The organism is Streptomyces fractus (assembly GCF_049844455.1).
GTDB classification, from domain to species: Bacteria; Actinomycetota; Actinomycetes; order Streptomycetales; family Streptomycetaceae; genus Streptomyces; species Streptomyces fractus.
Window position 1 is genome coordinate 8,430,666 of record NZ_JBMYHI010000002.1, and the last position, 24,570, is coordinate 8,455,235.

General features: G+C 69.0%; 20 protein-coding genes, 1 tRNA gene and 1 pseudogene. 10 read left to right on the top strand and 12 right to left on the bottom strand.

Annotated elements, in window-relative coordinates; genetic code table 11:
* Positions 1-141 precede the first annotated feature (141 nt).
* On the top strand, positions 142-2,589 hold the full coding sequence (locus ACP4E5_RS40360; RefSeq protein WP_425838353.1) for an AfsR/SARP family transcriptional regulator: 2,448 nt from the start codon (positions 142-144) through the stop codon (positions 2,587-2,589).
* Between the two features lie 72 nt (positions 2,590-2,661).
* Complete coding sequence (locus tag ACP4E5_RS40365) at positions 2,662-3,669, top strand: NAD-dependent epimerase/dehydratase family protein (RefSeq protein WP_425838356.1); 1,008 nt, start codon at positions 2,662-2,664, stop codon at positions 3,667-3,669.
* Between the two features lie 855 nt (positions 3,670-4,524).
* On the opposite strand, the gene ACP4E5_RS40370 is transcribed toward ACP4E5_RS40365, so the two are convergent.
* Both ACP4E5_RS40370 and ACP4E5_RS40375 read right to left on the bottom strand, forming a co-directional pair.
* The gene (locus ACP4E5_RS40370) at positions 4,525-4,902 is read right to left on the bottom strand and encodes an ATP-binding protein (RefSeq protein ID WP_425838359.1); all 378 of its coding nucleotides are present in this window, start codon (positions 4,900-4,902) and stop codon (positions 4,525-4,527) included.
* 176 nt (positions 4,903-5,078) lie between these two features.
* Positions 5,079-6,257, bottom strand: coding sequence for a helix-turn-helix domain-containing protein (locus ACP4E5_RS40375; protein ID WP_425838362.1), 1,179 nt, complete (start codon positions 6,255-6,257; stop codon positions 5,079-5,081).
* Positions 6,258-6,390: 133 nt separating this feature from the next.
* On the opposite strand from ACP4E5_RS40375, the gene ACP4E5_RS40380 reads away from it, so the two are divergent.
* Positions 6,391-6,954, top strand: a complete 564-nt coding sequence (locus ACP4E5_RS40380; protein WP_425838364.1) for a flavoprotein — start codon at positions 6,391-6,393, stop codon at positions 6,952-6,954.
* Between the two features lie 232 nt (positions 6,955-7,186).
* Here ACP4E5_RS40380 and ACP4E5_RS40385 read toward each other — a convergent pair whose 3' ends face one another.
* Positions 7,187-7,390, bottom strand: a complete 204-nt coding sequence (locus ACP4E5_RS40385; protein ID WP_425838367.1) for a hypothetical protein — start codon at positions 7,388-7,390, stop codon at positions 7,187-7,189.
* A 166-nt stretch (positions 7,391-7,556) separates the two neighbouring features.
* Between ACP4E5_RS40385 and ACP4E5_RS40390 the strand changes: the two genes are divergently transcribed.
* The 6 genes from ACP4E5_RS40390 (at position 7,557) to ACP4E5_RS40415 (ending at position 10,609) form a co-directional block, all read left to right on the top strand.
* A complete protein-coding gene (locus ACP4E5_RS40390) occupies positions 7,557-7,829 on the top strand; it encodes a hypothetical protein (protein WP_425838369.1) in 273 nt (90 codons plus the stop codon).
* A 9-nt stretch (positions 7,830-7,838) separates the two neighbouring features.
* Positions 7,839-8,084 (top strand): hypothetical protein, encoded by a 246-nt coding sequence (locus tag ACP4E5_RS40395; protein ID WP_425838372.1) that lies wholly within the window; start codon positions 7,839-7,841, stop codon positions 8,082-8,084.
* 33 nt (positions 8,085-8,117) lie between these two features.
* Positions 8,118-8,191 (top strand) — tRNA-Ile (locus ACP4E5_RS40400).
* A gap of 33 nt (positions 8,192-8,224) precedes the next feature.
* Entirely contained in the window at positions 8,225-9,340 is a 1,116-nt protein-coding gene (locus tag ACP4E5_RS40405) for a DUF932 domain-containing protein (RefSeq protein ID WP_425838375.1), read from the top strand.
* A 93-nt stretch (positions 9,341-9,433) separates the two neighbouring features.
* Complete coding sequence (locus ACP4E5_RS40410; protein WP_425838378.1) at positions 9,434-9,898, top strand: hypothetical protein; 465 nt, start codon at positions 9,434-9,436, stop codon at positions 9,896-9,898.
* A 72-nt stretch (positions 9,899-9,970) separates the two neighbouring features.
* Positions 9,971-10,609 carry a hypothetical protein gene (locus tag ACP4E5_RS40415; protein ID WP_425838381.1) on the top strand — a complete coding sequence of 213 codons (639 nt, stop codon included), beginning with the start codon at positions 9,971-9,973 and terminating at the stop codon, positions 10,607-10,609.
* Here ACP4E5_RS40415 and ACP4E5_RS40420 read toward each other — a convergent pair.
* The 8 genes and pseudogenes from ACP4E5_RS40420 to ACP4E5_RS40455 form a co-directional block, all read right to left on the bottom strand.
* Complete coding sequence (locus ACP4E5_RS40420; RefSeq protein WP_425838383.1) at positions 10,560-11,564, bottom strand: C40 family peptidase; 1,005 nt, start codon at positions 11,562-11,564, stop codon at positions 10,560-10,562. The genes ACP4E5_RS40415 and ACP4E5_RS40420 overlap by 50 nt on opposite strands.
* Positions 11,564-12,637 carry a replication-relaxation family protein gene (locus ACP4E5_RS40425; protein WP_425838386.1) on the bottom strand — a complete coding sequence of 358 codons (1,074 nt, stop codon included), beginning with the start codon at positions 12,635-12,637 and terminating at the stop codon, positions 11,564-11,566. Before ACP4E5_RS40425 ends, ACP4E5_RS40420 begins: the two co-directional genes overlap by 1 nt.
* A 29-nt stretch (positions 12,638-12,666) precedes the next feature.
* The gene (locus ACP4E5_RS40430) at positions 12,667-15,165 is read right to left on the bottom strand and encodes a DUF8128 domain-containing protein (RefSeq protein WP_425838389.1); all 2,499 of its coding nucleotides are present in this window, start codon (positions 15,163-15,165) and stop codon (positions 12,667-12,669) included.
* 83 nt (positions 15,166-15,248) lie between these two features.
* Positions 15,249-15,725 carry a TraG/VirB4 family ATPase gene (locus ACP4E5_RS40435; RefSeq protein WP_425842019.1) on the bottom strand — a complete coding sequence of 159 codons (477 nt, stop codon included), beginning with the start codon at positions 15,723-15,725 and terminating at the stop codon, positions 15,249-15,251.
* A gap of 547 nt (positions 15,726-16,272) precedes the next feature.
* Positions 16,273-17,181 (bottom strand): annotated as a pseudogene (locus ACP4E5_RS40440) (VirB4 family type IV secretion system protein); the annotation flags it as partial.
* Positions 17,178-18,290 carry a PrgI family protein gene (locus tag ACP4E5_RS40445; protein WP_425838392.1) on the bottom strand — a complete coding sequence of 371 codons (1,113 nt, stop codon included), beginning with the start codon at positions 18,288-18,290 and terminating at the stop codon, positions 17,178-17,180. The pseudogene ACP4E5_RS40440 and the gene ACP4E5_RS40445, both read right to left, overlap by 4 nt.
* Entirely contained in the window at positions 18,287-20,161 is a 1,875-nt protein-coding gene (locus ACP4E5_RS40450) for a TrbL/VirB6 family protein (RefSeq protein WP_425838395.1), read from the bottom strand. The genes ACP4E5_RS40445 and ACP4E5_RS40450 overlap by 4 nt, the downstream gene beginning before the upstream one ends.
* A gap of 131 nt (positions 20,162-20,292) precedes the next feature.
* Complete coding sequence (locus ACP4E5_RS40455; RefSeq protein WP_425838398.1) at positions 20,293-20,601, bottom strand: pilin; 309 nt, start codon at positions 20,599-20,601, stop codon at positions 20,293-20,295.
* Between the two features lie 2,075 nt (positions 20,602-22,676).
* Between ACP4E5_RS40455 and ACP4E5_RS40460 the strand changes: the two genes are divergently transcribed.
* Positions 22,677-22,883 (top strand): site-specific integrase, encoded by a 207-nt coding sequence (locus ACP4E5_RS40460; RefSeq protein ID WP_425838400.1) that lies wholly within the window; start codon positions 22,677-22,679, stop codon positions 22,881-22,883.
* 435 nt (positions 22,884-23,318) lie between these two features.
* Here the strand turns inward: ACP4E5_RS40460 and ACP4E5_RS40465 are convergent, their stop codons facing one another.
* Positions 23,319-24,386 carry an LLM class F420-dependent oxidoreductase gene (locus tag ACP4E5_RS40465; RefSeq protein ID WP_425838402.1) on the bottom strand — a complete coding sequence of 356 codons (1,068 nt, stop codon included), beginning with the start codon at positions 24,384-24,386 and terminating at the stop codon, positions 23,319-23,321.
* Positions 24,387-24,570 lie beyond the last annotated feature (184 nt).

The following is a 24,570-nucleotide window of genomic DNA, read 5'->3' on the forward strand; positions in this document are numbered from 1 at the left end:
TTTCTGCGGGGGCTGCTTGCCGCAGTGGTGCTGCTTGTGTTGGCTGCCGGAATTCCGTGGGGGCTATGGCACTACGTCGGATGGCCGCTGCCGCGTCGCATCCCCACGTGGACGGAGGCCGGAACGGCCCTACGCGCCCCGATGAGCACTGCCTTCCTGCTCAACACCCTGGCGTGCGCGGTCTGGACGCTCTGGTGCGCTTTCGCGATTGATGTCGCACGCGCCGCGACGGATGTGGTCAGGGGATCCTCGCGGCCGGAACTTCGTGATCCGCACAGGCCGGTGCACATGCTGGCGACCCTGCTGGTCGGAACCGCCGTCACAGCGCTGCTGCTGAACAGGCCCGACACTGTCAGCAGGCCCGCGCCGCTCCGTGCCACGACGGACCTACCGCTGCACCCCGATATCTTCGAGGCGCCCTCGGGACCCGTACACAACATGGCGAACACCCTCCCGGAAACGGCCTCCTACCGCGTGGCCGACACCTCACAGCGACCGCCGCACACTGTCACCGTGCGTCCGCCCGATCACGGTATCCACGACAGCCTGTGGAGGATTGCCGCCCGCACGCTGGGCGACGGAGGGCGATGGCCAGAGATCTATGCGCTCAACCGAGACCGGCCCCAGCCTGACGGAGAAGTCTTGACCAACCCGGGCCTGATCCGACCTGGTTGGGTTCTCCAATTGCCTGCCGAGGTCCCGCCCAAGCGTCCGGACAATCCGGCACCCGAAGTTCCACCGGGGACGACCCCCGCTCCTTCCAGCGAGCCGAACCCGGACTCGCCCACGGGTACGGCTACTGAGGTTCCCCGACCGCCTGGCCCTGATACGCACCGGGCCCCTGGGCTCGACCTGCCCACAGGGGCTTATGTCGGCCTCGGCCTGGCGGCATTGATCACCGCCGCTGCCGCAACCATGCGCCGACGACGGCGGGTTCGCTACCAGCCCGGCAGCGGCGAACGTGGCGACCTGACCATCGCGCCCGTGGTCCGCGCCCTCCGCATGGCCCACGACCAAGCGATCCAGGAGACCGACGACGACACCACGATGGACATCGACACCGAAGTGGACCCGCCACCTCGCCCACCCGACGAACCACTCCGCGCCGGAGCCCGGCATCATGCGGAGCCCCTGTCGCCAGCGACACGGCGGGTGATCGGGGTACGAGAAGGCCAGTCCCTCGCCTGGGACCTGGCCCACAGCCGGGGCCTCGGCCTGGTCGGGGCCGGAGCGATGGACGCCGCCCGCGCCCTCGCGGTCGCGGGTGTGGCGGAGCGGCATGGGACGGCCGCCGGACACCTCGAGATCCTGGTCCCTGCGCAGGATGCCGCACGGCTCCTCGGCGAGGACGCAGCAGACATCCCCTGCCCGGCGGGTCTGCGCATCGTCGAAGATCTGGACGCAGCTCTGAACGTGCTGGAGGCCGAGATCCTCACTCGGGCGCGTCACGCACGGGACGACGGCACCTCTCCAACATCCAACGGCATCGCGGGTGTTGCCCTTCTACTGATCGCCAGTCCCGTTCCCGACTCCGATGGACGTCTGCAGTCGCTGCTGGAGAACGGCTCCTCGCTCGGCCTGGCGGGAGTGCTCCTGGGACAGTGGCGTCCGGGACGAACTCTCTGCGTGGGGCAAGACGGAACCGTCTCGGTCGAATCCTCGCCCGAGGCCGACGCCGACGAGTTCGCCGGGGCAGGCCTGTTCACGATGCCGGCGCCCGATGCGCGAGCGCTCCTCGACTTGCTGCAGGAATTGGAGCCGGCGGCGCCGTCAGCCGAGTCGAGCAGCCGCGCCCTCACGCTCGCCGTAATGGGTCCCGTACGCCTGACACACCACCCGCGCCGTGGTGCGGATGACAACGACCTCACCCGGTCCCTCGCCCCGAAACAGCGCGAGATCCTCGCGTACCTCGCACTGCACCGACACGGTGCCCGCCGGGAAGCGCTCATCGCCGCCATCTGGCCCGATGCCCCCAGCGAGCACCCCTACAACAGCTTCCACGCCACACTGAGCCAGTTCCGCCGCACCCTACGAACAGCGACCGGAGACGAGATCAGCAACATCGTCCACCACCTCGACGGCCGGTACGTTCTCGACCACGGCCAAGTCTCCGTCGACCTTTGGGAGCTGCAGGACTCCCTGCACGAAGCGGGCACAGCGGGGAAGAACGATGAGTTGCGCCGGGACGCTCTGGAACGGGGCACCGGTCTCTATGCCGGCGACTTCGCTACCGACATCGTCTCGGAGTGGTGCGAAGCCCCGCGCGAGGCCCTGCGTCGTGACGTACTCGACGGCCTCGCCGCACTCACCCGCGACGTGAGCGCCTCTGATCCCCACCAAGCTCTCGTCCTCCTGGAGCGTTCCAGGTCGTTCGACCGTTACAACGAGGCCATCTACCGCGACATCGCGCGCGTACAGGCTCGTCTCGGCCTGCAGGCCGAGATCCCTCGCACTCTGAGCCTCCTCAGCGCGACGCTCGCCGAAGTCGATGAGGAGCCGTGCCGGGAGACGATCGCTCTCTGCGAGGCGCTGCAGCGCCGTGGCTCGCCGACGGGAGCGGTTCGCGGGCGAGATCAGAGCGCTGACTGAACTCAACCGCCCGAGCAAACCCGACGACGTGATGCCTGGCGGACCGCATTGTGGATCGAAAGGATTATCCGCATGCGCATCCTTCTTCTCGGTGGCACGTGGTTCCTCGGCAGGGCAGTGGTGGAGGCTGCCTGTGAACGAGGTTGGGAGGTGACGACGTTCAACCGTGGCCGAAGCGCGCAGGATGTACCGGGAGTGGAGTCGGTACACGGTGATCGGACCTGCATCGACGACCTGAACAGGCTGGCTGGGCGCGGGTCATGGAACCTTGCCGTAGATACGTCGGCTTCGGAGATGTCGCCGAGGCAGGTACTCGGCGGTGCACGCGCACTCGGTAATGCCGTGCAGCACTACACGTACGTCTCCACGGTCAATGCCTACACGGGCTGGCCCCACGAGCTCCTCACGGAATCCAGCCCGACCTACGCGGCGCCAGCTGACGTGGGAAGGGAATATGGGGCCGAGCAGGGCATCACGACCCACTACGGCATGCAGAAGGCCGGATCCGAGAACGCGGTGCTCAATGTCTTCCAGGGACGGGCAACCATCCTGCGACCCGGTGTGATCCTCGGCCCTGGTGAGTACGTGGGGCGCCTGCCGTGGTGGCTGCGGCGAGCCCAACGCGGGGGACAAATCCTGGCGCCGGGACGTCCCGGCAAACCAGTCCAACCCGTCGACGTGCGGGACGTGGCGACCTTCTCGCTCGACTCGCCGCCCGGCTCGTTTAATGTCGCCGCACCGTTGGGCCGCAACACGATGGGCGATCTCCTCGCAGCGTGCCTGCGCGTCACCGGGGACCGCGGACGACTGGTGTGGGTCGACGACGAGGTCCTTAGAAGCCACCATGTGCGCGAATGGACGGAGCTGCCGCTGTGGCGCACCGCGCGCGGCACGTGGGCCGTGGGGTCCGGGCGTGCTCAAGAGGCCGGACTCACATGTCGACCGCTCTCGGACACCGTGGCCGACACTTGGGTTTGGCTCAGAGGAGGGGGTTCGCCTGTGGCACATGCCCGTTGGGGCGAGCACGGTATGGACCCGGCCAAGGAGGCAAAGATCCTCGCGGAGGTGACTGCGTTGTAGCACCCCAAGGCGAGGCAGCCACAAGGCAGTGGACGGGCAGCCGCCCTTGCTGCGAACTCCCTCGAATCACGGACCCAACAGCCCGCAGCGGGGGACAACGCCGGGGAATCGCAGGTTGTTGGACCTGCGGCCGGCCGGAGCGGCTCCGTCACAAGATGGCCGAACCCCTCCGCTCCAAGCTGCAAGGGGAATGCCAACGTGCGTGTCCAGTTCGGTCCGATCCAGCTGGGGCGGGCACCGACCGGGGAGCGGCGCCGCGGCCACCCGCAGAGGCCCCTGCCCACCGTCGAGGCCAGATTCGGTGGTCCGAATCCGAGCGGCCCCGGGAAAGACGGCGAATGGCTCGACTCATGGCCGACACCGTTTCTCTCGCGTGAAGCGGCAGCCGCTTTCCTCGGCGGTGGACCGGTTGGCGCCGACTGGGCGGCCGGGCTGGAAGAACGCGATGGTCGATGGTGGCCTCGGTCCGACCGGGACGTCATGGTCCGGTCGCTGGCAGAGAACGTTGAGGGTTCCTTCCGGCGGGAGTGGAGGCAGGGCGTGTGTCTGTCCCACCCTGGTTGTCCTGACGCAAGCCAGTTTCACTCCTGAGTAGGAAGTCCACGAGATGCTCCGGCAACGCCCCGAAACCATGGCTACGAGCGTTACCGGCACCAGCCACGACCTGCACCTCGAACGGCCTGATGTCTTACACACCGCGCACATGGCCATTGATCCACAGTTCTTGACGACGACTGTGCATGGTGACGGGCAGGCAGAGGTCGTTGCCGCTTTCACAGGCCTCCACGCCCGGCCGCGGGAGAGATCACGTGATCCCCATACCTGCAGCCGGGCGCGCAAGCCGAGAGGGACATCTCAGGGACCGAGGCGGACGCGGACGGTCTTTCCTCTGGTGGTGCGCGGAGACCATGACAAGTTGCCGCCCAATGCACGAATGATGAGCAGCCCGCGGCCGCACTCCTTATCGCTATCCCCCGTGATGTATTCGTCGAAGTTCCGGAATGCTCCGACAGGGTCGGCTACTTCGATGAGGATTGAGCTGTCCTCGAGTAGAGCCAGCCGGACGCAGAGGGTATGGCCGGCGACTCGGGCGTGGTTGATGGCGTTGGTGACGAGTTCGGACACGATGACCGCGGCGTTGTTCTGGTCACCCGCCCACTGCCACGCTGTCAACTCTCTTTGGACGTGGTGACGTGCCAGGGGGACGCAGCCGTGGACCATCGAGTAGTCCATCGACCACTCCCGTACGACCGGGGCGAACTCGAACGAGGCGCTGTCCGGCTCAGTGCTGGAGGGCCCTCGACCGGTAGATTGTTGCGTGCCCACAAGAAGCCCCTGCCGTCGTTGATCAGGTCGTGGAACCAGACTCGCGGACGACGGCGGTGCGAACTGTCACCCTTGGGTGACACTCATAGGCCCACCCACGCAGCCATGTGCCCGAGGGTGTCCGGGGTTCTGCGCTGCTGGCGTACGAGTCCTTGGATGGTCTCGCGCGCGGTGGGGTGATAGCGGGTCTGCTGGGGTGCCACTTCGCGAGCCTTCACCAGGGACTGGAGTGCAGCGTCAGAGCGGCCCGTCTCCATTTCGGCGCGCGCCTTGTCAATGAGAAAGTGCGCCTTGCGCGACGTTGCCCAAGTCGCCGGCAACCTGACCTTCCTCGCTCGCTCGAGAGCAAGGCCGTGCTCACGTAGTTCACCGAGAGCCGAGACTTCGTGTACGTCGACATTTGCCGGGCCGAAAGACAGCCAGTGCATCTCGGAAGCGTCCCCGATCCGGTCCGCGATCGAGCGAGCGTGACCGAGATGCTCATCCACCGTGCCAGCAGCACGGGCCCGCGCCGCGATCACGGTGGCGCCCAGGTGGAGCTGCCCGGTCACCGCGAGTGACTCGACGCTTTCAGTCGCCTGACCGAGAACATTGTGCCCCGCATCGATCAGGCGAAGACCAATCGTATGCTCCCCCTCGCGGAAGTAGACCAATCCGCGCATGTATTGGCGCACCGCGGCCAGCACTGGGTCGGAGGCGCGCTGGGCGGCCCAGCCCATACGGTCCAAAGCAATCGTCGACAGGTCGTAGAAGCCGAGCTTCACGGCAATGTCGTGAGCAGTCCGGTACGACGAGGCCAGGGCGCGCCAGAGATCGGTCGTGGCGCCCTGGTGGACCGTAGCCGTGAGCTCGGCGATAAGCCCAGGCAGTCGCTCAGCGGCGGAGTTGAGCTGAGTGGCGCGCACGTGCCGGCACAAAAGATCGGCGTCATTGATGAGATTGGCGGGCGGCCGGAGAGACAGTTGTGCATCGGTCCCCAGGTCGTAGAGGTCGAGAGCCTCACGGATGGGGCGGATCAGCTCAGCGAGACGGTCCTGTTGCAGCTCAGTCATGTACGGCTGTCCCGTCAACGCGGTAACGCCGATGTGCAATGCCCGTGCGACAGCCGAGATCAAGTCCGGGCTCGCCGGCTTGTGACCGGCTTCCACCTGGTGCAGCAGACTGTACGAGTACGGAATCCTCATGGTGAGGCCGCGCTGCGTGAGACCGGCGAGCTTCCGCTGCTGCGCGATCCGAGAACCGGCGTGGTCGTCTGTGGGCATACGGCAACTCCGTTCCTGGTTCACCATTTGGAACGGTACCCGCTGGCGGCGTTGGTGGACCGCCGATTCTCGGTTCGTCGTCTACAAGCGCGGATGGTTGCAAGGGACCAATCGCGCGGGGTGGGATGAGAGCATGACCCCAGCCTTGTATCTCTTCGCGTCAGCGGCTCCGCCTGTACTCGATATCGCCGAAGTCGTCGAGGCGGCGCAGGCTGACGGATGGGACGTATGTCTCGGGTTGACGCCCACGGCTGCCCTTTGGCTCGGTGAAAAGCTTGACGGGTTGGCGGCGCTGACGCGGCATCCGGTACGCAGCGAGTACAAGCTGCCCCAGGAAGCCGACGCGTGGCCGAAGGCTGATGTCATTCTCTTCGCTCCAGCGACGTTCAACAGTATCAACTCGTGGGCGCTCGGCCTTACTTCCTCGTTCGTGGTTGGTGTGGCGGCGGAGGCGATCGGCAAACGGATTCCGACCGTGGCGATGCCGTGCGTGAACGCGGCATACGCCCAACATCGCCAACTCGATCGCAGCATCGCGGACCTTCGCGACCAAGGCATCACTGTGCTGTACGGCGAAAGCGGCTTCCAGCCGAACCCGGCCGGATCCGGGGCGCCGAAGGCATACCCCTGGGCAACCGCGCTTGCTGCCGTCAATGAGGTGCGCAGCCAACGGGATCAAGGTAACTCGGTTGGTTGAAGCGTTCGTTGCTGTGCGCCGGTGGGACGGGGAAAGGTAACTGCTACTGCCGGTCCGCCTGCCAATCGGGCTTCCGGGCCAGCTGCCCTTTAGAGCGGTAACCCTGCGCCGCTCAGTACTCGGAGCTCAGAGGCGTAAATGCCCCTTCCTTTAGCGCCCGCGACTCAATGCTCCCGCGCAGTGCTAGTCGGTGTTCCGGGCGTGCAGGTCAAAGCTCTCGCCGCTGATCATCTCAGCCGGCTTCGTGGTCTTGCCCCTCATGGGCGCGCTTCCGCTGCGCCGCATTCACTCGCTTCTGGAGATCTTCGTTGATCCACTGCGTGACTGATGTACCCGCGGCGGCGGCCTCCTTGATTGCGGCGGTCCAGAGCGCGTCGGGCACGCGCACGTTGCGTTTCGGTGTGACACCGGTGGCGGGGCGGCCCAAGCGTGCCATGTCGCGCTCCTTTCTGGGGGTGCCAAAAATCTAGCAGGCGCCTTCTCCGTGTGTGGATCATCGCCTTTTATGTACCCCCAAAAATCTTGACCAGCCCTCTTGACCGACGTTGGGCGTGGCGAGATTATGGGGGTACAGAAAATAAGGCTCACCTGGGAGGGGAGTCATGGGCATAGGGGTGTTGGACTATCGGATAACCGCCGCCGAGTACCTCGCTGTGCGGGGCCTCCCGGCCGATTGGCGCTACGCCTCCCCGTTCGGTCGCGTAGCCGCCGAGATCTACCGGACGGCCTACCGTCGCGAGCCGACCTGCGCCTTCCTCCTGATCCACGGCCGCTTCCGTCGCGTCGCCGCGTACCGGCCGAACGAGGCGCACGTACTCGCCACCGCGTGGGGGGCCTACCCGCGCACCTCAACTCTCCCGGTCCTTGCCGCCTGAGGGGGCGTCATGTCCGAATCGCTGTTCCGGTCGCTCGACATGATCGAGCCCGGTGACCTCGTGATCTACCACGGCTCGATCAAGAGCCATCACGGTCTGTGGCTCGCGCTCCCGTGTCAGTGCCGCGAGTGCGCGCTGGCCGATCAACTGGGGCTCCCCACCGCCCGGTTCGCGCTCGTGGACCCCTGGGGTGAGCGTTCCGGACCTCATCACGCGCGCCGCGAGTCGATCACCCGCTCGGCCGCCTGCGGCTGAGTCAGGGGGCGGACGGAGCGCCTCACACAAACAGGGCCCGTAGCTCAGTGGCAGAGCGGTCGGCTTATAACCGAACGTCAGCGCCGGTTCGATCCCGGTCGGGTCCACTCCTCTCATCTCGTGACCATGAAGGAGGAGCAATGTCCACTGACGTCAACGAGAGGTTCCACGCGGAGCGTTCTGCTCGCATGGCTGAGTCCGCAGCAGTCCGCCGTGACGACGGCACCTACGCGGCGACCGTCGGGTACGACCGGGACGAGGTGATCGGCAAGGACGGTCTGGACACCTCGCTCGGCACCGCTGCCCTGTACGCCACCACACCCGCGTGGCACGGCCTCGGCAACGTGATCCCCGGTGGGATCAGTGACATCGACGCCGTGCTCGACCTCGCCGGGATCGACTTCCGGGTCGAGCGGGTCCCCGCGTTCTACCAGTGGCGTGATGAACTGCGCCAACACGATGGAAAGTTCCACACCGTGCGCGACGACACGGGCGCCGCACTCGGGGTGGTCGGCGCGCAGTACGCACCGATCCAGAACCGGTCCGGCTTCGAGTTCCTGCAAGAACTCGTCAACGACTTCGGTGTGATCTGGGAGTCCGCAGGGGCGCTGCGCGAGGGGCGAAAGGTGTTCGTCTCGATCCGGCTCCCGCGCACCATCAGGATCGACGCCGACGGGATCAACGACGAGATCACCCCGTTCGTCGCCGTGATCAACTCCCACGACGGGCGCTCCCCGTTCACCGCCGTCGTCACACCGTGGCGGCCGGTGTGCGGGAACACCGAACGGTTCGCCGTCCGCGACGCGTACACACGTTGGACGGTGCGGCACACCAAATCCGCCACCGGCCGGATCAAGGAAGCCCGGCGCACCCTCAAGCTGTCCATCGCCTACTACGAGCAGTGGGCAGCGGAGGAAACGGCGCTTGCGCGCACGAATCTCGCGGTCGACGCATTCGACCGGCTCGTCGGTGAGCTGTGGCCGCCGAAGGACGAGGCCAGCGCCCGCACCGTGCGCACCGACGAACGGCGCCGTGACCTGCTCGCCGACATGTTCACCATCGAGGCCCAGCAGATCGGACGCACCGCCTACGCGGCCGAGCGCACGCTGACCGACTACCTCGATCACGTCGCCCCGCGTCGCCCCGGCAAGACCATGACGCAAGAGATCGCCCGTGCCACGGCGCTGCTCGAAGGCACCGACGACGACATCAAGTCCAGGGCCCACGAGCGCCTGATGCGCCTACGGACGGTGTGAGCCCACCGACCGGCCGCGCCCCGCCCAAGAGTCCCGATGACCGGGGCGCGGCCTCCCCGATCACTGACACCCCGGACACTGAGGAGGTCAACTATGTGCTTCGAACTGGAGCTTGAGGACGCCCCGCAAGGCAGGCCCCTGCGGGTGGCGTGCACCCGGCTGGCCATGATGTTGCAGGTCATGGACGCGCTCGGCATGATCGAGCACCTCAGCCCACCCCGCGAACCGATCCCGGAGGAGCACGGCACCACGGCCGCGCGCGTGACGGCGTTCCTGGCCACCGACTCCGTCGAGGCCCCGCCCGAACTTGAGCAGTTCGCCGACGCGGTCGGTGCCCTCTTCGACGGGCAGGCGGACGATCCGGCCGGGATCCCCTGCTACAAGCTCAGCCACGGAGGCTGGCTCGTCACCCCTGACGAGATCGCTTCGGCGCTTGCCTGGTGGACGGCCGCCGCACCGCAGACGCAGACATTCGCCCGCGAGGGCCTGCCCTGGTGGGCCGAGTGGACCGCCCTGCTGGCCAAGGCCCGCGACCACGGCGGCATCCGCGTCTGGTAGCTGCCCCCCGCCCGGCGTCGGCCGCCCGCCGCGCCGGGCACCTGCCGTACCCGACCATTCAAGGAGCCCACCATGGGCTACGACATGTTCATCGAGACCGTGTCCGACCACGAGGCCGCGACAGTCCGCGCGGCCGAGGACGCCTTTCACGCGGCGGCGAGGGCGCGAGACGCCCTCCACCTGCCGCCCGACCACGCCGACTGCGTGGCAGCCCAGGAAAAGGTGGAGCGTGCCTACGAGGCGTTGAGGGAAGCCGATTCCTCGTACTTCCGGCTCAACATCTGGGGCATGTCCCACTACTGCGAGGTCATGGAACAGCTCGGCATGGTCGTCTCCGACTACGAGTTGCCGCCCTTCCCGCACGAGCCCGACGGCGTTACGCGCGAGGAGATCGACGCCTTTGGTGACCGGGGCCACGGGCCGGACGCGCCCGCCCGGCCGGAGGTGGTGGCCTACTGGAAGCAACTGGAGGCACACCTGTCCTGGCACCTCGACCCGGCGTTCGGTATCGCGCTGCACAAGTTCTGCTCCAACGACGGATGGCTGGTCACCCCTGAGGAGATCGCCGCCGCGTTGGAGAGCTACCGCGTCCACAGCGCCGAGGAGGTCAAGGTGATCGTCGGCGGTGACACCGAGGAACTCGACTACTGGCTGCAGTGGATCAGCTATCTGCAACGGGCCCAGCAGCGGGGCGGATTCCGCGTCTGGTGACCCGTCGTCTGCCCGGACGTGACGTGGGAGCGGGAGGTGCTGGCCGTGCCGCTCCCACGTAACCGTCCCCGCGATACCGGTACCGGGCGATCCTGATCGGCTTGTTGCGGCCCGGCGCGTGGATCATCCGGTCGGCTCCGATGTAGAGGCCGACGTGGGAGATGTGCGCCGGGCCGGTGCCGTAGAAGACCAGGTCGCCCGGCCGTAGGGGTGCGTGAGCGGGCAGGCGATGGGCGGCCGCGAACTGTTGCTGGGCCGTCCGCGGCAGGTGGACGCCCGCCGCCTCGTACGCGGCGCGTGTCAGGCCCGAGCAGTCGAAGCCGGCGTCGCCGTGCTCCGGGCCGTCGCCTCCCCAGACGTAGGGGAGACCGAGTTGGGCCTGGGCGTAGTCGATGACGCGTGTCGCCGAGGGGTTCGTCGCGCGGTGGCGGTATTGCTCTGCCTGGGCGAGGACTTGGGCGACGTATGCGTTGTCGTGGTTGTACGTCCACAGGGCGCGGGTGATGTTCGCGCCGTGGCGGGCACCGGAGTCGCACAGGTAGGCGGCCGCGGCGGGGATCGCGTCGTCGGGGTCGTACGGGGACGGGGCCCGTGGTCCCTGCCGCAGCGCGGGGTGGCGGGAGACGACGCCGGTGAAGGTGGGGAGCAGGAACTGCATCGGGCCGCGTGCGCCCGCTGAGTTGGCCCCGCTGCGGACGCCGGGAAGCGGGGAGCGGCCATGGTCGGATTCGACCTTGCCGACGGCGGCCAGGACCGGCCAGTCCAGGCCGGGGCACGTGGTCGCCGCGTTCGCGTAGAGGGCGAGGTAGTGGGCCGGGATGTCGGCCAGGGCGTGGGCGCCCGGGCGACTGGCGCCGAACGGGGCCAGCAGGCTTCCCGCGCCTGCTCCGGTGACCGCGGCGATGAGCACCACGCCGGCGACGGCCGCGCCCAAGATGCCGCCAGCGGTGCGCATCACGGCACCTTCCTCGGGCGGCGTCCCGTGGGCGTGGAGGGCGGTTGTGGTGACGGCGGGCGCGGGGGCCCGGACATGGCCTCAAGTTCCTCGGGGTCATCGGGGTCGGGCCGGGGGACGGCCGTCGAGGGGTTCGGCGAGGGCAGCTCGGACCAGGCGGTGGGGAGTTCCGGCAGGCACAAGCGCCGGCCGGAGTCCGATGCCGTGGCGTCCAGCGGCAGCCACCTGCGTACCGCGGGGTCGGCGCATTCCTCGCCCGGTACGAGGTCCGTGCAGGTGGTCGCCATGGGCACCAGCGACGGTTCCTCCAGGAGTGCGGCGGCGAGGTCGAGGGCACGGCGCACACGTTCCTCGCGGCGTGGGGTCGGGGTCCAGAACAGGATCGGCGTGGTGATGCCGCTTGTTGCCGCGAGGTGTGCGTACCCCGGCAGTTTGTTGCCCACGAGGTCGGCGGGGCGTTCCGTGCCCCAGTCGTACTCGAGGAACCACTCGAACTCGGACCTCCTCTCGCGCCACCGGCCGTATGCGTCGGGGCGGACGATGTCGCCGAAGAAGCCGCGGCAGCGTGCCTCCGACCACCAGGCGGTCAGGCGGCCGTCGCTCTCGGCGCGGCGGGAGCGCTCGACGAGCGTGGTGAAGAAGGTGTTCGTCGCGACCGTGTGGGCCAAGCGCAGGGAGTGGGCGAGTCCGATCGCCCGGTCGTGACGGTAGTCCAACTCACCTGGTTCCAGGCCGTCTTGGCGAGCAAGCACGGCGGCGCCGGCGACGTCGAGGACGTAGTGCATGGGAGCGGAGCCGTAGGTGACGAAGGGCTGGAAGCGGTCCACCACGCGCCACTGGTACAGGCGGAGCAGACGCAGGTTCGCGCTGCGGGCGGAGGGCCAGGCGAGTTGTGTGATCTGGCCGGTGGTCAGGACTTTGTGCTCGTAGAGCATGCGGGCCAGCCACCGGTCGCGTTCGGTGAGGCGTCCGGCGAGTCGGGCGACGTACTCGGCGCCGGTGGCGGCACGCGGGGTGGGGCGGTGCGGGCGGTGCCCGCGCAGGGAGCGTTGCGGGGTGGGCTGGGTGTTCACGGCGTACTCCTCCGTGGTGATGGGGCGGGTCAGTGCGCACGTCGGGGATCCGGGGGCGTGGAACCGGGCGGTCGGGCGAGGGGGCGTGGTGCGTCGGCCGGTGAGGCGTTGTGGCGGGCGGCGCGGCGGATCGCGTCCGCGCGACCGCGGATCGGTGGCGGGAGTTTCTGGGTGACCGCGGTGAAGGCCGGCAGCTCGGCGCCGTTCACGACAGGCCGGACGGCGATGTGGAACGCGTCGAGGTGGGACAGATCGTGTTCCGACAGCCGGGGTTCGGTGTGACGGGCCAGGCGGCGGGCGTCCTCGGGGGAGGCGTTGAAGAAGACTTTCGTACGTGCATTGGCACTGACTCCCTCCGCCAGATCCTTGGGGAGTTGACCCAGGTACTGGTGGGCCAGCGTGAGCGCGAGCCGGTATCCGCGTGCCTCGGCGAGCAGGTCCTCCATGGCGTACGGCAGGTTGAGGAAGGTGTGAGCCTCGTCGATGTAGAGGGAGGCGTCCCTGCGTCGCGGTGGAGGGAGGTGTGCGCGGTGGGTGGCCGCCTGCCAGGTCCTGGCGACGACCAGCGAGCCGATGAGCCGGGACGTCTCCGCGCCCAGGGAGTCGCGGGCGATACGGACCAGGCAGATGCCGCCGTCCAGGACCTGGCCCATGTCGACGGTGGACGGCCCGGAGGCCATGGCCGCGCGGACGAACGGCCGCAGCAGGAAGGCCCGGAGCTTGTTCATGAGCGGAGCCGCCACATGGGCACGCCCGGCCTCGGAGAGGGCGTCGTACCAGGACCAGAAGCCGCGCAGGATGTCGTCGGAGACGTGGGCGACGGCGCGCCGCCGAAACGGCGTGACGGACAACAGCCGGGGCAGGTCGGTCAACGTCGGTGTACCGGGCAGCATGCGCAGGGTGAGCAGGCCGGCGCGCAGGATGTCGTCGGTACGCGGGCCCCAATAGGCGGCGTAGACACGGGAGAAGACGGAGACGACGTCGTCGACGGTGTGCGCGACGTCCCCGCCCTCGAGCGGGTTGAGGACGGGCGGACGGTCCGTGCTGTCGGCGTCGAACAGAGCCACCTTGTGGCCGAGCTCCTCCGGCAGGCGCGCCAGGATGTCGGTGACCAGGTCGCCCTTGGGGTCGATGACTACGACGCCGCGCCCGGCCTCGGCGTCCGCGAGCGCCATGCGGGCGAGCAGTTCGGACTTGCCTGCACCGGTGGCTCCGAGTACGTGGAGGTGGTGGCGGGCGTCCGGCACCGACAGGCCGACCGGACGTGGTGGGCCGCTGTTGGTGCGCCCCAGCGGGCGGATGTCCACACCGGCTGCGGGGACGCCGGGCGGCGGGGGTACGGCGCGGGCGCCCGCCCGTTGCAGGCCGGACACCGTCTCGTCCCACGGCAGGTGCGCGAGCGCAGACAGCTCGGGGACGGCGAGCAAGTCGCCACGGTCCAGGCGCCGTTCGGCAATGCGGGGGAGTGGGCGCCGCAGTTGCACGCGGCGGAAGTGGTTGTGCTCGGTGAACGTGGCGAATGCGCCGGCTATGGCGTGGCCCCGGCCCCGCAGGCGGCCGCGTCGGCGTGCTTGGTCGGGGGCGGAAGCATTGGCGGGGACGGTGGCGGCGATGCCGTAGCGGATCATGGTTTCGTACAGGGCGCCACGTTGCTTGGTGACGATCGCACGGTCCTGCGCGGACGTCTCCAGAGCCGCTTGCCGGTCGCGGCCCTGGGGGCTGGTGTGGGGGCGAGCACGCGGGCCCGGCGTCAGGAGATCGAGCAGACGGCCGATGCGATGTGGAGAGTGTCCGGCTCCTACGTGCCGGGCCGCACGGTGGGCCTGCCGCGCCCGGCGCCGGGTCGCCGGGCGGGCCAGGATCTGAACGACCGCCTGCTCGTGCGAGGCCAGATCGACCGCGGCACCGATGAGGGCGCGGAGGGGGTCGGCGGGGAAGTCGGCGCGATGGGGCAGTGCGTCGCTGCGAGCGAGCCGCAATTCGCCTCCGGCAGTGAGGAGTTGGCGGTCCTTCGGTGCGGTCTGTGGGAGTGGGGGCCGTGCCCGGTGGGTGTCGGTACGGGCGCCGGGCCAGGCCGCCTCGATGGCACGCTCGAGCAGGCCGGGCGGAACCGTGCCAGGCACCCACAGCTGGAGCCGCACCGTCTCCCGGTCGAAGACGTACTCCCAGGCCACATGGGGCGCCCGGCCGGCGAGACGTCGACGTCGGGAGGTCACGAGCAGACCCGTCAGGTTCGCCCAGAGCGCCAGTGCGCCGTCCGGATCGGCGGTGGGTGGCGGGAGGATGCCGATCACGCGGGCGCGCCTGGCCAGCACGCGGCGATGGCGCAGCCGCCATCCGGAGCGGGCCGCGACCGCTCCGGCGACACCGAGGGCTGCGGCGGCAGCGGCAGCCGGTCCCCACTGCGCGCCCCACTGTTCGATGAGGCCGAGTACGGCGTGGACGGCGCCCTGCGGATCGCGGAGGTAGTCCTCGAGCGGGGATGCTCCGGGCGTGGACGGCTGGTGGAGCACTGCGGGTAGCGGCATGACGCGAACTCCTGAGGGGCGGCGGCGGAGGGCGTGGAGGGGGCGCAGGTGTCGTGGTCCGACTCGCGGCGAGCGAGTCGTGCTCAGACAGGACCGAGATCGAGTGGGTCCTCGGCATCGATGGGCGAGCCACCCAAGTCACCGTCCTCGGCGGTCAGTTCGACCATCAGGTCGTCACGACTCGGTGATTGCTGGGTGTCCTGTTCGTCGTACGCGGCGAGTTCGGCCGGATCGGTGGTGACCAGGAAGTGCTCGGTGGCCGAGGCCACGGCTTGGAAGGCCACCCGCTGGTTGGCGGACAATAGGCCCTGGCCGCGGTCCGCGGTCAAGAGGAACTGCCGCTCGCCGTCGGAGAGATTGAAGGCGCGGGTGATCTCGTCGATGGCCTGCGGTGCCTGACGCAGCAGGATTTGGGTGGCCGCATTGGCGACGACGGCCTTGCCCAGATCGGTGGAGAGGACGTCGGCCGTGTCCTGGGTGGCGACGGTCAGTCCCGCCCAGTGCTTGCGGCTCGCCTTGGCCATACGGAAGAGGAACTCGGCCCCGGCGGGCTCCTTCATAGAGAGTCCACGCCTCGTCCACCACGACGAGCCGCGGCCGTCGCAGCGACGGGTCGGACACCTGCCGCCACACCGTGTCCAGGGTCAACAGGGTTCCTATGGGCTTGAGTTCGTCGGCCAAGTCCCGCAGCGAGAACGCCACGAGATGGCCCTCCGGACGGGTGGTGGTCGGGCCCGCGAAGAGTTCCGAGAACGCGCCCCGGATGAAGGGATGCAGCCGGTCCGCCAGGGCGGTGGCGGCCCGGTCCTTCGTCCGCTGCAGCGCGGCGGCGAGGTCGGCGAGCAGGGGAGCGGGCCGGATCCAGGTGCGCGGGTCGGCGGTGATGCCGGCCTGCTGGTACGTCGCCGCGATGGCGCGGTCGAGCACCGCACGGTCCTGCGGGCTCGGCGCTCCCCCCAGAAGCACGGCGAGAACGGTGTGCATGAACAGTGACCGGCGTACCAGGGCGTCCCGGGGAGCGCTGAGCCGCCCGTCGGCACGCGTTCGCACAGGCAGGTCGAACGGGTTGACGCGGACGTCGCCCGCTCCAAGGTGCACGTAGGCGCCGCCGACCGCGCGTGTCAGCCGCGCGTACTCGTCCTCCGGATCGATCACATGGACCTCGATCCCGCGGTACAGCGAGCGCAGCGCCTCCAGCTTGACCAGGTAGGACTTTCCGGCACCGGAGCGGCCCAGCACGACCGCGTTGTGATTGTCGAGGGCGAACCGGTCCCAGTGCACGAGGCCCTGGCTGCCGACGTTGTACCCGTACAGCACCCCGCTCGGCGCGGCCACGGAGGTCGGATCGGGCGGCGGCAGGTCGGGGCTGGTGAACGGAAAGGCCGCCGACAGAGCCGCGGTGTCGAACGTGCGCCGCATCTTGATGAGGTCCAAGGCCATGGGCAGGCAGGTGAGCCAGCCCTGCAGACTGCGATACGTCGTGGGTTTCGCGTCCAGGAGCAGACTCGCCGCCAGCGACCGCACCGCGGCAACTTCATTGAGGAGCTGGTCGTGACCGCTCGCGCGGACGGTCAGATACAGGCCGAGCCGGTAGAGCTTGCCCTCGCCGCGGGCCACGCGGGCGCTCAGGTCGTAGGCGTCTTCGGTGGCCGCCTCCACCTGCGGGTCGAGGAGACGGCCCTTGTCCTGGGTGTAACGGCGGCCGGACTCGAGCTTGGCCAGCTGGCGGCGCAGGCGCTGCGCGGCGGTGACCGGGTCGATCGGCTCGATGTGCAGGGCCACGTCCACCCGGCCCGGGTACGTCAACAGCGGTTGCAGCCAGCCGGGTTGGACCTCACGCGGAAATCCGGTGACGGCGAACGATGCCGTCCAGTCAGCGCCGACCTCCAGATGCCGGGGCGCGATGGTGAGGGCGTCGGGGATGAAGGAGGCGGTGTCGCCGGCCGCCGCCCGTGCCGGGCCCGGTCCCGAACGGCCCGTTGTGCCCCGCCGGTTACATCGTCGGCTGCGCATCATGGTGGCTCCCGCCCCTCATGATCCTCGTACGGGGTGGTGGCGGTTGCGGTGATGACCTCGTCGGCGCTTGCGAGCGCTGGGGACGGCGGCAAGAGGCTGTCCGGGTTGCAGGCGGCTGACAGGACCGCTGTGGCCTGGCCGGAGTCCAGCGGTGTCACGGTGATGCCGATGGGGCCCAACAGCTCGACTGCCTCGGTGAGTCGGCGTGCCAGACGGGCCTCGGCCGCCCGTCGCGTTGCCTCGGTGACAGACGGCCGCCGAGCATGCCTGCGCCGCGCAAGGGCAGTGAATGGACGGGCCCCCGCGACGTCACCTTCGTCCGGAACACCGGTGTAGGAGAACAAGGGCTCACGCAGCACGAGCAGCACCTGGCGCCGCAGGAGATCGACACGGTCGGCGAGCGCGACGAGATAGTCGGCGTGTTCCCGGGCCGCGGCCTCCAGCGCCGGGTGGGGCAGCGCAGGCGCACACTCGCGCAGTTCGGTGACCTGCGCGCTCAGATCGAGGCGTTCGGCGCGCACGAGGATCTGCACGGGTGCGGTCAGCGAGTGGAGGTAGCGGCCGAAGGCGCCGACCAGCGACTCCTGTTCGGTGGCGGTCTGCAGGGCGAAGTTCACCGTGCCGCACACACCGATCACGGCAAGCCCGTCCGGGCCGAGGTCGATGACACCGGTGTCCGTGACGTCATGGGCCGGCAGCCTGAGCGGCACTGCGGCCGAATCCGTCGGCTTCCGTCCGTCGGGGGCGGTGGCGTACCGAGCGAGCCACGGGGGAGGCGCGTGGATGCCTTCTGGCGCGGCGACCTGGCGGCGTGGTGTCGTGCGCTGCCGTACCGCGGCGAGGAGGAGACGGTCCAGCGATACGCCGTCACGCTGCCCCAGCGCCAGTACGGCTACGGCACCGGCCACGGGGATAGCGACGACCAGGAACGCGGTGACCGGAACGAACGGCCGGGACATGGTCCACACCCCGTAGAGCACGACCCCGGTGACCGACAGGAGCAGCAGCTGTCGGGCGGTGAGGTTCGCGAGCACGGTGTCCTCGCGGTCTACGTCGGCGGGGATGCGCACGGCGTAGCGCCGGGGTGGGCCGGTGTCGGGGGCGCTCATGATGTCTCACCTCGTGGACGGTGGGGTGTGTTGGTGGGTGGCGGAGGGAGACGTCGGCTGCTGGGCGGTGTCGGTCGGGGTGTGGATGGGGGTGGGGAAGCGCGGAAGGTAGTGGGATGCGGAGGGGCGGTGCGCTGCGGGAGCGGCCTGACGCCGCCTGTGTTCTCGGGGACCGGTGAACGGAACGTGGTCGGCGCGGGAGGTGTGTGAGATCGTGTCGGCCGCCCGGCAGTTGGAGAGTTCGGCCACACGCCGGGAGGTCGCATCCCGGCTCCCGCGTGGGGGCCGGTGACGCCCGAGGGTCGCTGACCGGGGAGTACCGGCTCCGGGAAGACCGGGGCTCGGAAGAGAGGCGGGCCCGGTGGGCCACCCGGCCGGGGCCATGACTGGGCCGACGCGTTGGCACGGCTGTCGGGCACGGCTGGTTCGCCGGGGCTGCGGAACGAGGGCAGGCGCGGCGGGCCGCTGTCAGGGTGCGAGGGATTGCCACCGCCTGTGGGTGAAGCCGGTGTTGGCGCGAGGAACGAAGGAGGCCTGGGAGCAAGCCGCGAACCTCGACCGGACGCCCCGCTTGAGTTGGGGCGGGGCAAACGTGATGCCTCGCGAGTGCGTCGCATTGCCGCAGCAGGTGAAACACCGGATGGTGTCGGCGAGTTGGATGGACCGTTCGGGCCGCCGGTGAACGGCGCAGGCCCCGAGCCTCCACCGGAATTCCCGCCACCCGTCCGACCCGTGACGCCGCGGAGGGCGCCGAAGGTCCGGTAGAGGACGAAGGCGCGTACGAGGCCACCGATGAACGAGCGCCCACGGTTGCCTCGCAGGGACCCGAGAATCCAGAAGGGAATTTTGAGCAGGATGTAGAACAGGGCCAGGGCGACGAGCAGGTCCACCAGGCCGCTGTGGCCGCGGCCGAAGGCGGTGAAGCCGCTCGGGGTGAGGAACAGCCGCAGCGCGGTGATCAACGCGAGGGACTGGACGACCTGGATGGCCAGGACCCCGCCGAACGCCTTCCACCACCAGCGGGCGACGCCCTCGGTCTGCGGCAGTACGTGGCAGATGAGGGCCAGCGGGGCTCCGGCGATGAGGATCACGGTGAGGGCGAGCCGGACGACGTAGCCGACCAACAGTGCCGCCAGAGTGCCGGCGATGGCGAAGCCGATCAGGACGAAGAACACGCTGCCGGTGTTGGCGTTGAGGGCGGCGAAGACGAAGGTACTCAGGGCGGTGGCGGCCGTGCCGGTGTCCAGGCCGTCACCCATCACCGCCACCGAGAGAGCGTTGGCCAGGTCGATGGCCTTGCCTGCGAGGAACAGCGACAGGCCCGCGATCAGAAACCCCAGGGGGATGCGCGGGGCCAACTCCTTGATGGAGTAACGGGTCTGGACGGTTCCGTGCGCCATGACGACCACCCCGGCGGCGGACACCAGCAGGGCGTAGCAGGCGATGGCGATCTGCCAGGAGCTCTCCCAGAGCTCACCCAGGCGCGGCAGTGACGACGGGGTCGGCGTGGTCAGCAGGGTCCGGCCGAGCAGGTCGAGCAGTGGATTGAGCGCTGCGTCGACGATGCCGCGGAAGAAGGAGTTGAGCGCGCTGGTGATCCCTTTGGCGATCCAACCGGTGATGCCGCCTGGCGCGCCGCCCCCGCCGAGGCCAAGAGTGCTCGTGGCCGGCTCGGCGGAAGATTGCGGCTTGCCGTAGGGACTGGGGTGGGAGATGCAGTCCGATGCGGCGCATGGGGTTGGGGTGGCGGGTGGCCCTGGGGGCCGCGGCTTCGGGGGAGAGGAGGAGGCGGCGACGGCCGTCGTAGCTGGGTGGGAAATTGGTGCGGGGCCCGAGTCGGCGCGGGCGGATACCAGGAACGTGGTGAGCACAAGGGCGAGCGTGGCGAGGGCAATTGCCTTACGCCTGCGTCGGCGTCGGGCGACGCAACCGCGCCCCGGATGGGCCCAACGCGACCGGTGCCGCTCCATGCCGCCTGTGGTGGAGAACGCTGAGACGGCCATCAGTTGCCCACGATTCCTTTGAGGATCTCCACGACGAGCGGAGCGAGCGCGGCCAGGCCGTAGCCCCACCCTGCGCTCTTGAAGGCGGACTTGGCCTTCTCGACCTCGCCGGGGTCGCCCCCGGCCATGACGTAACGGACACCGCCGACGGTCAGGAACACCGTGGCGAGGCCAGCCAGGATGCCCATGATCCAGTTGCGGATGTTGTCGAGGATCTCGTTCACCGACTTCGCCAGAGCCAAGTACGGCTCGGGGTCGGCGGCGGCGTGTGCCGAGGCGCCGTACGCCGAGCAGACGACCAGCAGCACGACCGGAACGACGAATAGGCGGACCCCGCAGCGCAGTCCGGACTGATGCCGACGGCGGCCCGACTTACATCGGACTGAATCGGACTCGTCGACATCGGATTGGACTGCACCGGACTCTGCGGTGGACCGGACCGCAGTGGGCCGTTCCTCACTGAATAGGACTGCACCGAACTCAGCGGCAGACGGGATGGGACCGGGCTGGATTGGGTCCGAGGTCTCGGCGAAGGGGCGGAAACGGGCGAGAAGTTGAAGTAGAACTTTCGTCATGGCGGGCCTCCGAGAGCGGGGCGTGCGCGCGAAAGGGATCAGAAAGCGGGAGCCCTCCTCAGGTGAAAAGTCCGTGATTCGAGGCCCGCACTGGACGCTGGAGCCTGCTTGCGCCCTCGCATTTGGTTGGTCACATCCCCACAGGCAGGTCGTCGATGGAGTGGCGCCGCAATCACGGCCTCGGTGATGTGCGGTCGCGGCGGAACCGCGCGCGGCCATGGGGCAGAGGGCGGTCCGCACCACTTGGTCCGGCGGTGCGGTTCAGGTTGCGCAGAAGGGCGATCAGGGGGTGTTCGGTGCGCTGCCGCGCCTTGTACGGGACTGTGGCGGTCACTTCGGACCGGACCACACAGTCCGTCAGGTGGTCCGAGTGGAGTCGGTCCGATCCGACCAGCGTCGCCTCGATCCGGGTTCGGACCGTGGCGGCGAGTACGAGGTCCGTGATCCCCCGGCGGCGAAGCCGGCGGGCACGGCCAGGAACCGGGAGGCACTGGCGTGGGCACCTCCAACGCTCGCGCAGCGCGGCCAACCCGGCGCGGAACGTGGCTCACTGCAACCGCACCGGCACGTGCGGTCGGTCGACCGTCCGGGCAGCGTGCGGCGGGCCCGGCCCTCAACATCCTGAAGCCTGCCCTTGCAGCGGTCAGGGAGAGCGTGTCGCACTCCTCGCTGACCGGGTGGGAGGTAGCGCCTCGTAGTCCGACGGTCATGGCCGGTGCCTCCTTCGCGTAAGGACGAGACGAAGCCGTGAGTCAGCCAGACGAGCGACAAGGAAAGGACAAGGAGCGAAAAGCTGTGCTGCTGCCAGGAGCCCTTGGCGATAAAGGAAAGTGGCCCGCGCCAAGGGTGCCGCTGCTGCCCACCACCTGTTCTGCTCCTTAGGTGCTGCTTAAGCGGTGTTTTGGCGCGACCGTTGATCGCCAGTACGTGCTGAACGTTGCCCGCCGGGGTCAACGGCACCGCCTCTCTGGTTCCCAATGACGCAGAGCCTTCGTGTCGTCGGCGGGTAGGTCGCAGGGCATCCGTCCAGGGGACTCCATGCGTGAGCAGGTGTCTTGGGACGGGCACCGTAGTCCTCGGGGTTTTGCAACGTCGGTGCGTCGGGGCGTGCGTGCCGGGCGTCGCGGGAATCTTGACGAGGCGGCAGCCCATCGTGGAGCGGTCAACCGGGAGGAGGTCACGGCTCTTGCATGGCCGCGCGGCCCGACCGAGGCCCTTGGACCGCGTTATCCCCACCTCTGGCACAAACAATTACGCGAGCGCTATGCCGTCACCGCACTCGGCAAGGTCCTCTCCCCGCCAGGAACGCCTCATCCCCGTCCGCGTCCCCCGCCAACGCGGCCGCGAACGCCGCAACGAGACCACCATGTGGGCCACCGAGGACGAAGTCCTCACACTGGCCCGCCGCATCATCCACCTCGCTGGCCCCAACCAAGGCCTCCTGACCATCACCGCCGCCTACACCGGCCTGCGCTGGGGCGAACTGGCCGCCCTCACCCGCCCCGCCTTCAACCCCCAACAAGCCACCCTCACCGTCCAGTCCGACTGCGGCAACCTCCTCGAAGTCAACGGCCGCCACAGCTACGCCCGCCCCAAAACCGCCTCCTCCGTCCGCACCGTCACCCCTCCCGCCCTTACTCAACACCCTCCTCCAACAAGACCCCGCCACCCATCAACGCCCCCACCTGTTCACCACCACCAACGGGAAACTGTTGCGCCGCTCCACCTTGAGCCGCCGCTACTGGACCGCCGCCACCCGCGGCACGCAACCACCGGGAAACCCCGCCTGGCCACCCCTCAAACCCGGCATGACCTTCCGCCACCTCCGCCACGCCCACAGAACCTGGCTCATCGAAGACGGCATCCCCGACGTCGCCCAAGCGCGCCGCCTCGGCCACACCCTCAACGGCATCGATGACGTCTACGCCCACGTCGCCGACAGCATCAACACCCGCGCCTGCTCACCGCCCACGAAACCCGCTGGCACCGCTCCCTCTGCACCAGTCCACATCTAACAGGGAGAGGCTGTGACCAGCCTCTCCACTGCGCATGCGGCTGTCCCCCGTCCCCGCGCTCCGGGCGGCGACGTGATTGTTCGGGTGGGTGTGAGGACTCGGCCGCGGATCGTGGATGACGGCCTGTCAGCGGTGATAGAACCCCGGTCGTCGCCCTGGCCGAACCGCACGTGTTGCCGGCGCCGGGCCGGTGGCAACAGGCCGGGGTCTTCGAGCAGTTCACCAGGTCCTGCTGTCGAAGCTGAAAGCGGCCGGCGAGCTCGACCGGCGCACGACGGCAGCGGACACCGTCTGATCCGCAGCGGTCAGGTCGCGGGCTGCCTCAACGGCACATTCCGCGGCCCGACGGCCGAGGACCAACTTGGCACCCCGGCAGCGAACCACCGGGCGAGACCTCGGCCGCGCGACCGGTGCGACGCAGCGCGACGACTGTCCTCATGCTGCTCCCCCTACGGTCTCCCCGGCGACGATCCTGGCCAGGCTCCGCACCTGCTCCACGCGGTCCCCGGGGTTCTCGGCCAGCGGGTTGAGGAGGAAGGTACGGACTCCCGCGGCTTGGAACTCCTTCACCTGGCGGCGGATCGAGTCCTCGTCGCCCATCAGAGTGACCGCGTCCAGCAGCTCCTGGGGTACGGCCGCCGCGGCCTCCGCCTTCTTCCCGGACAGATAGAGGTCCTGGATATGTGTGGCCTCGGCCTCATAGCCGTAGTGGCATGCCAACTGGTTGTAGAAATTCTTGCCGCGCGGACCCATGCCGCCGATGTAGAGCGCGAGCTGGTTGCGCACCCTCTGCACCGCATCCGGCGACGGCTCACCCACGTGGAACTGGACCTGGAGCTGAATGTCGAGCTCACCAAGCATCGGGTCGCGCTTGCTGAACCCCATCTCGAAGGCCTCTCCCCATACGTGCTGGGCCTTGAGGGGGTGGAAGAACAGCGGCTGCCAGCCCTGCGCGATCTCCGCCACAAGGGCGACGTTCTTGACACCGAGAGCCGCGACCGAGATCGGGATGTCCGCACGCACAGGGTGGTTGATGATCTTCAGCGGCTTGCCCAGCCCGGAGCCTCCGTGGTTCTGTGCCAACGGCACGCGGTAGTACTTGCCGTCATGCGTGAGCGGTTCGCGGCGCCAGACCTTGCGGCAGATGTCGACGACTTCGCGCGTGCGCCCCAGGGGAGCGTCGTACTTGAGGCCGTGGAATCCCTCGACGACCTGCGGGCCGCTGGCCCCCAGCCCCAGAGTGAACCGGCCGCCCGAGACGTAGTCGAGGCCGGCGGCCGTCATCGCCGTCAGGGCGGGTGTGCGCGAGTACACTTGAAGAATCGCCGACATCAGCTCGAGCCTGTCGGTCTTCGCCGCGAGGTACCCCAACTTGCTGATCGAGTCGAAAGAGTAGGACTCCGGGACGGCGACCAGCTGGAGGCCGGCTTGCTCGTAGGCGCGCAGCAGCTCCACTGTCTCGTTGAACCTGCCCGCATGGTCGAGGATCATGCCGAGCTTCATGGACGCAACCATCTGCAATTCCCCTTGCCGTAGCGGTCGGTGACTTCGCGACCGATGACTTCCTTCGTGATCTGACGGGTGGCTCCGTCGGTCGTCTGTCGCGGCTTCTCGCCGCTGCCCCCGACCGGGCCGATGCGTGCGCGCTCACGGCCCTGCCTCGATCACGATCTGCGCGCCGAGCGTG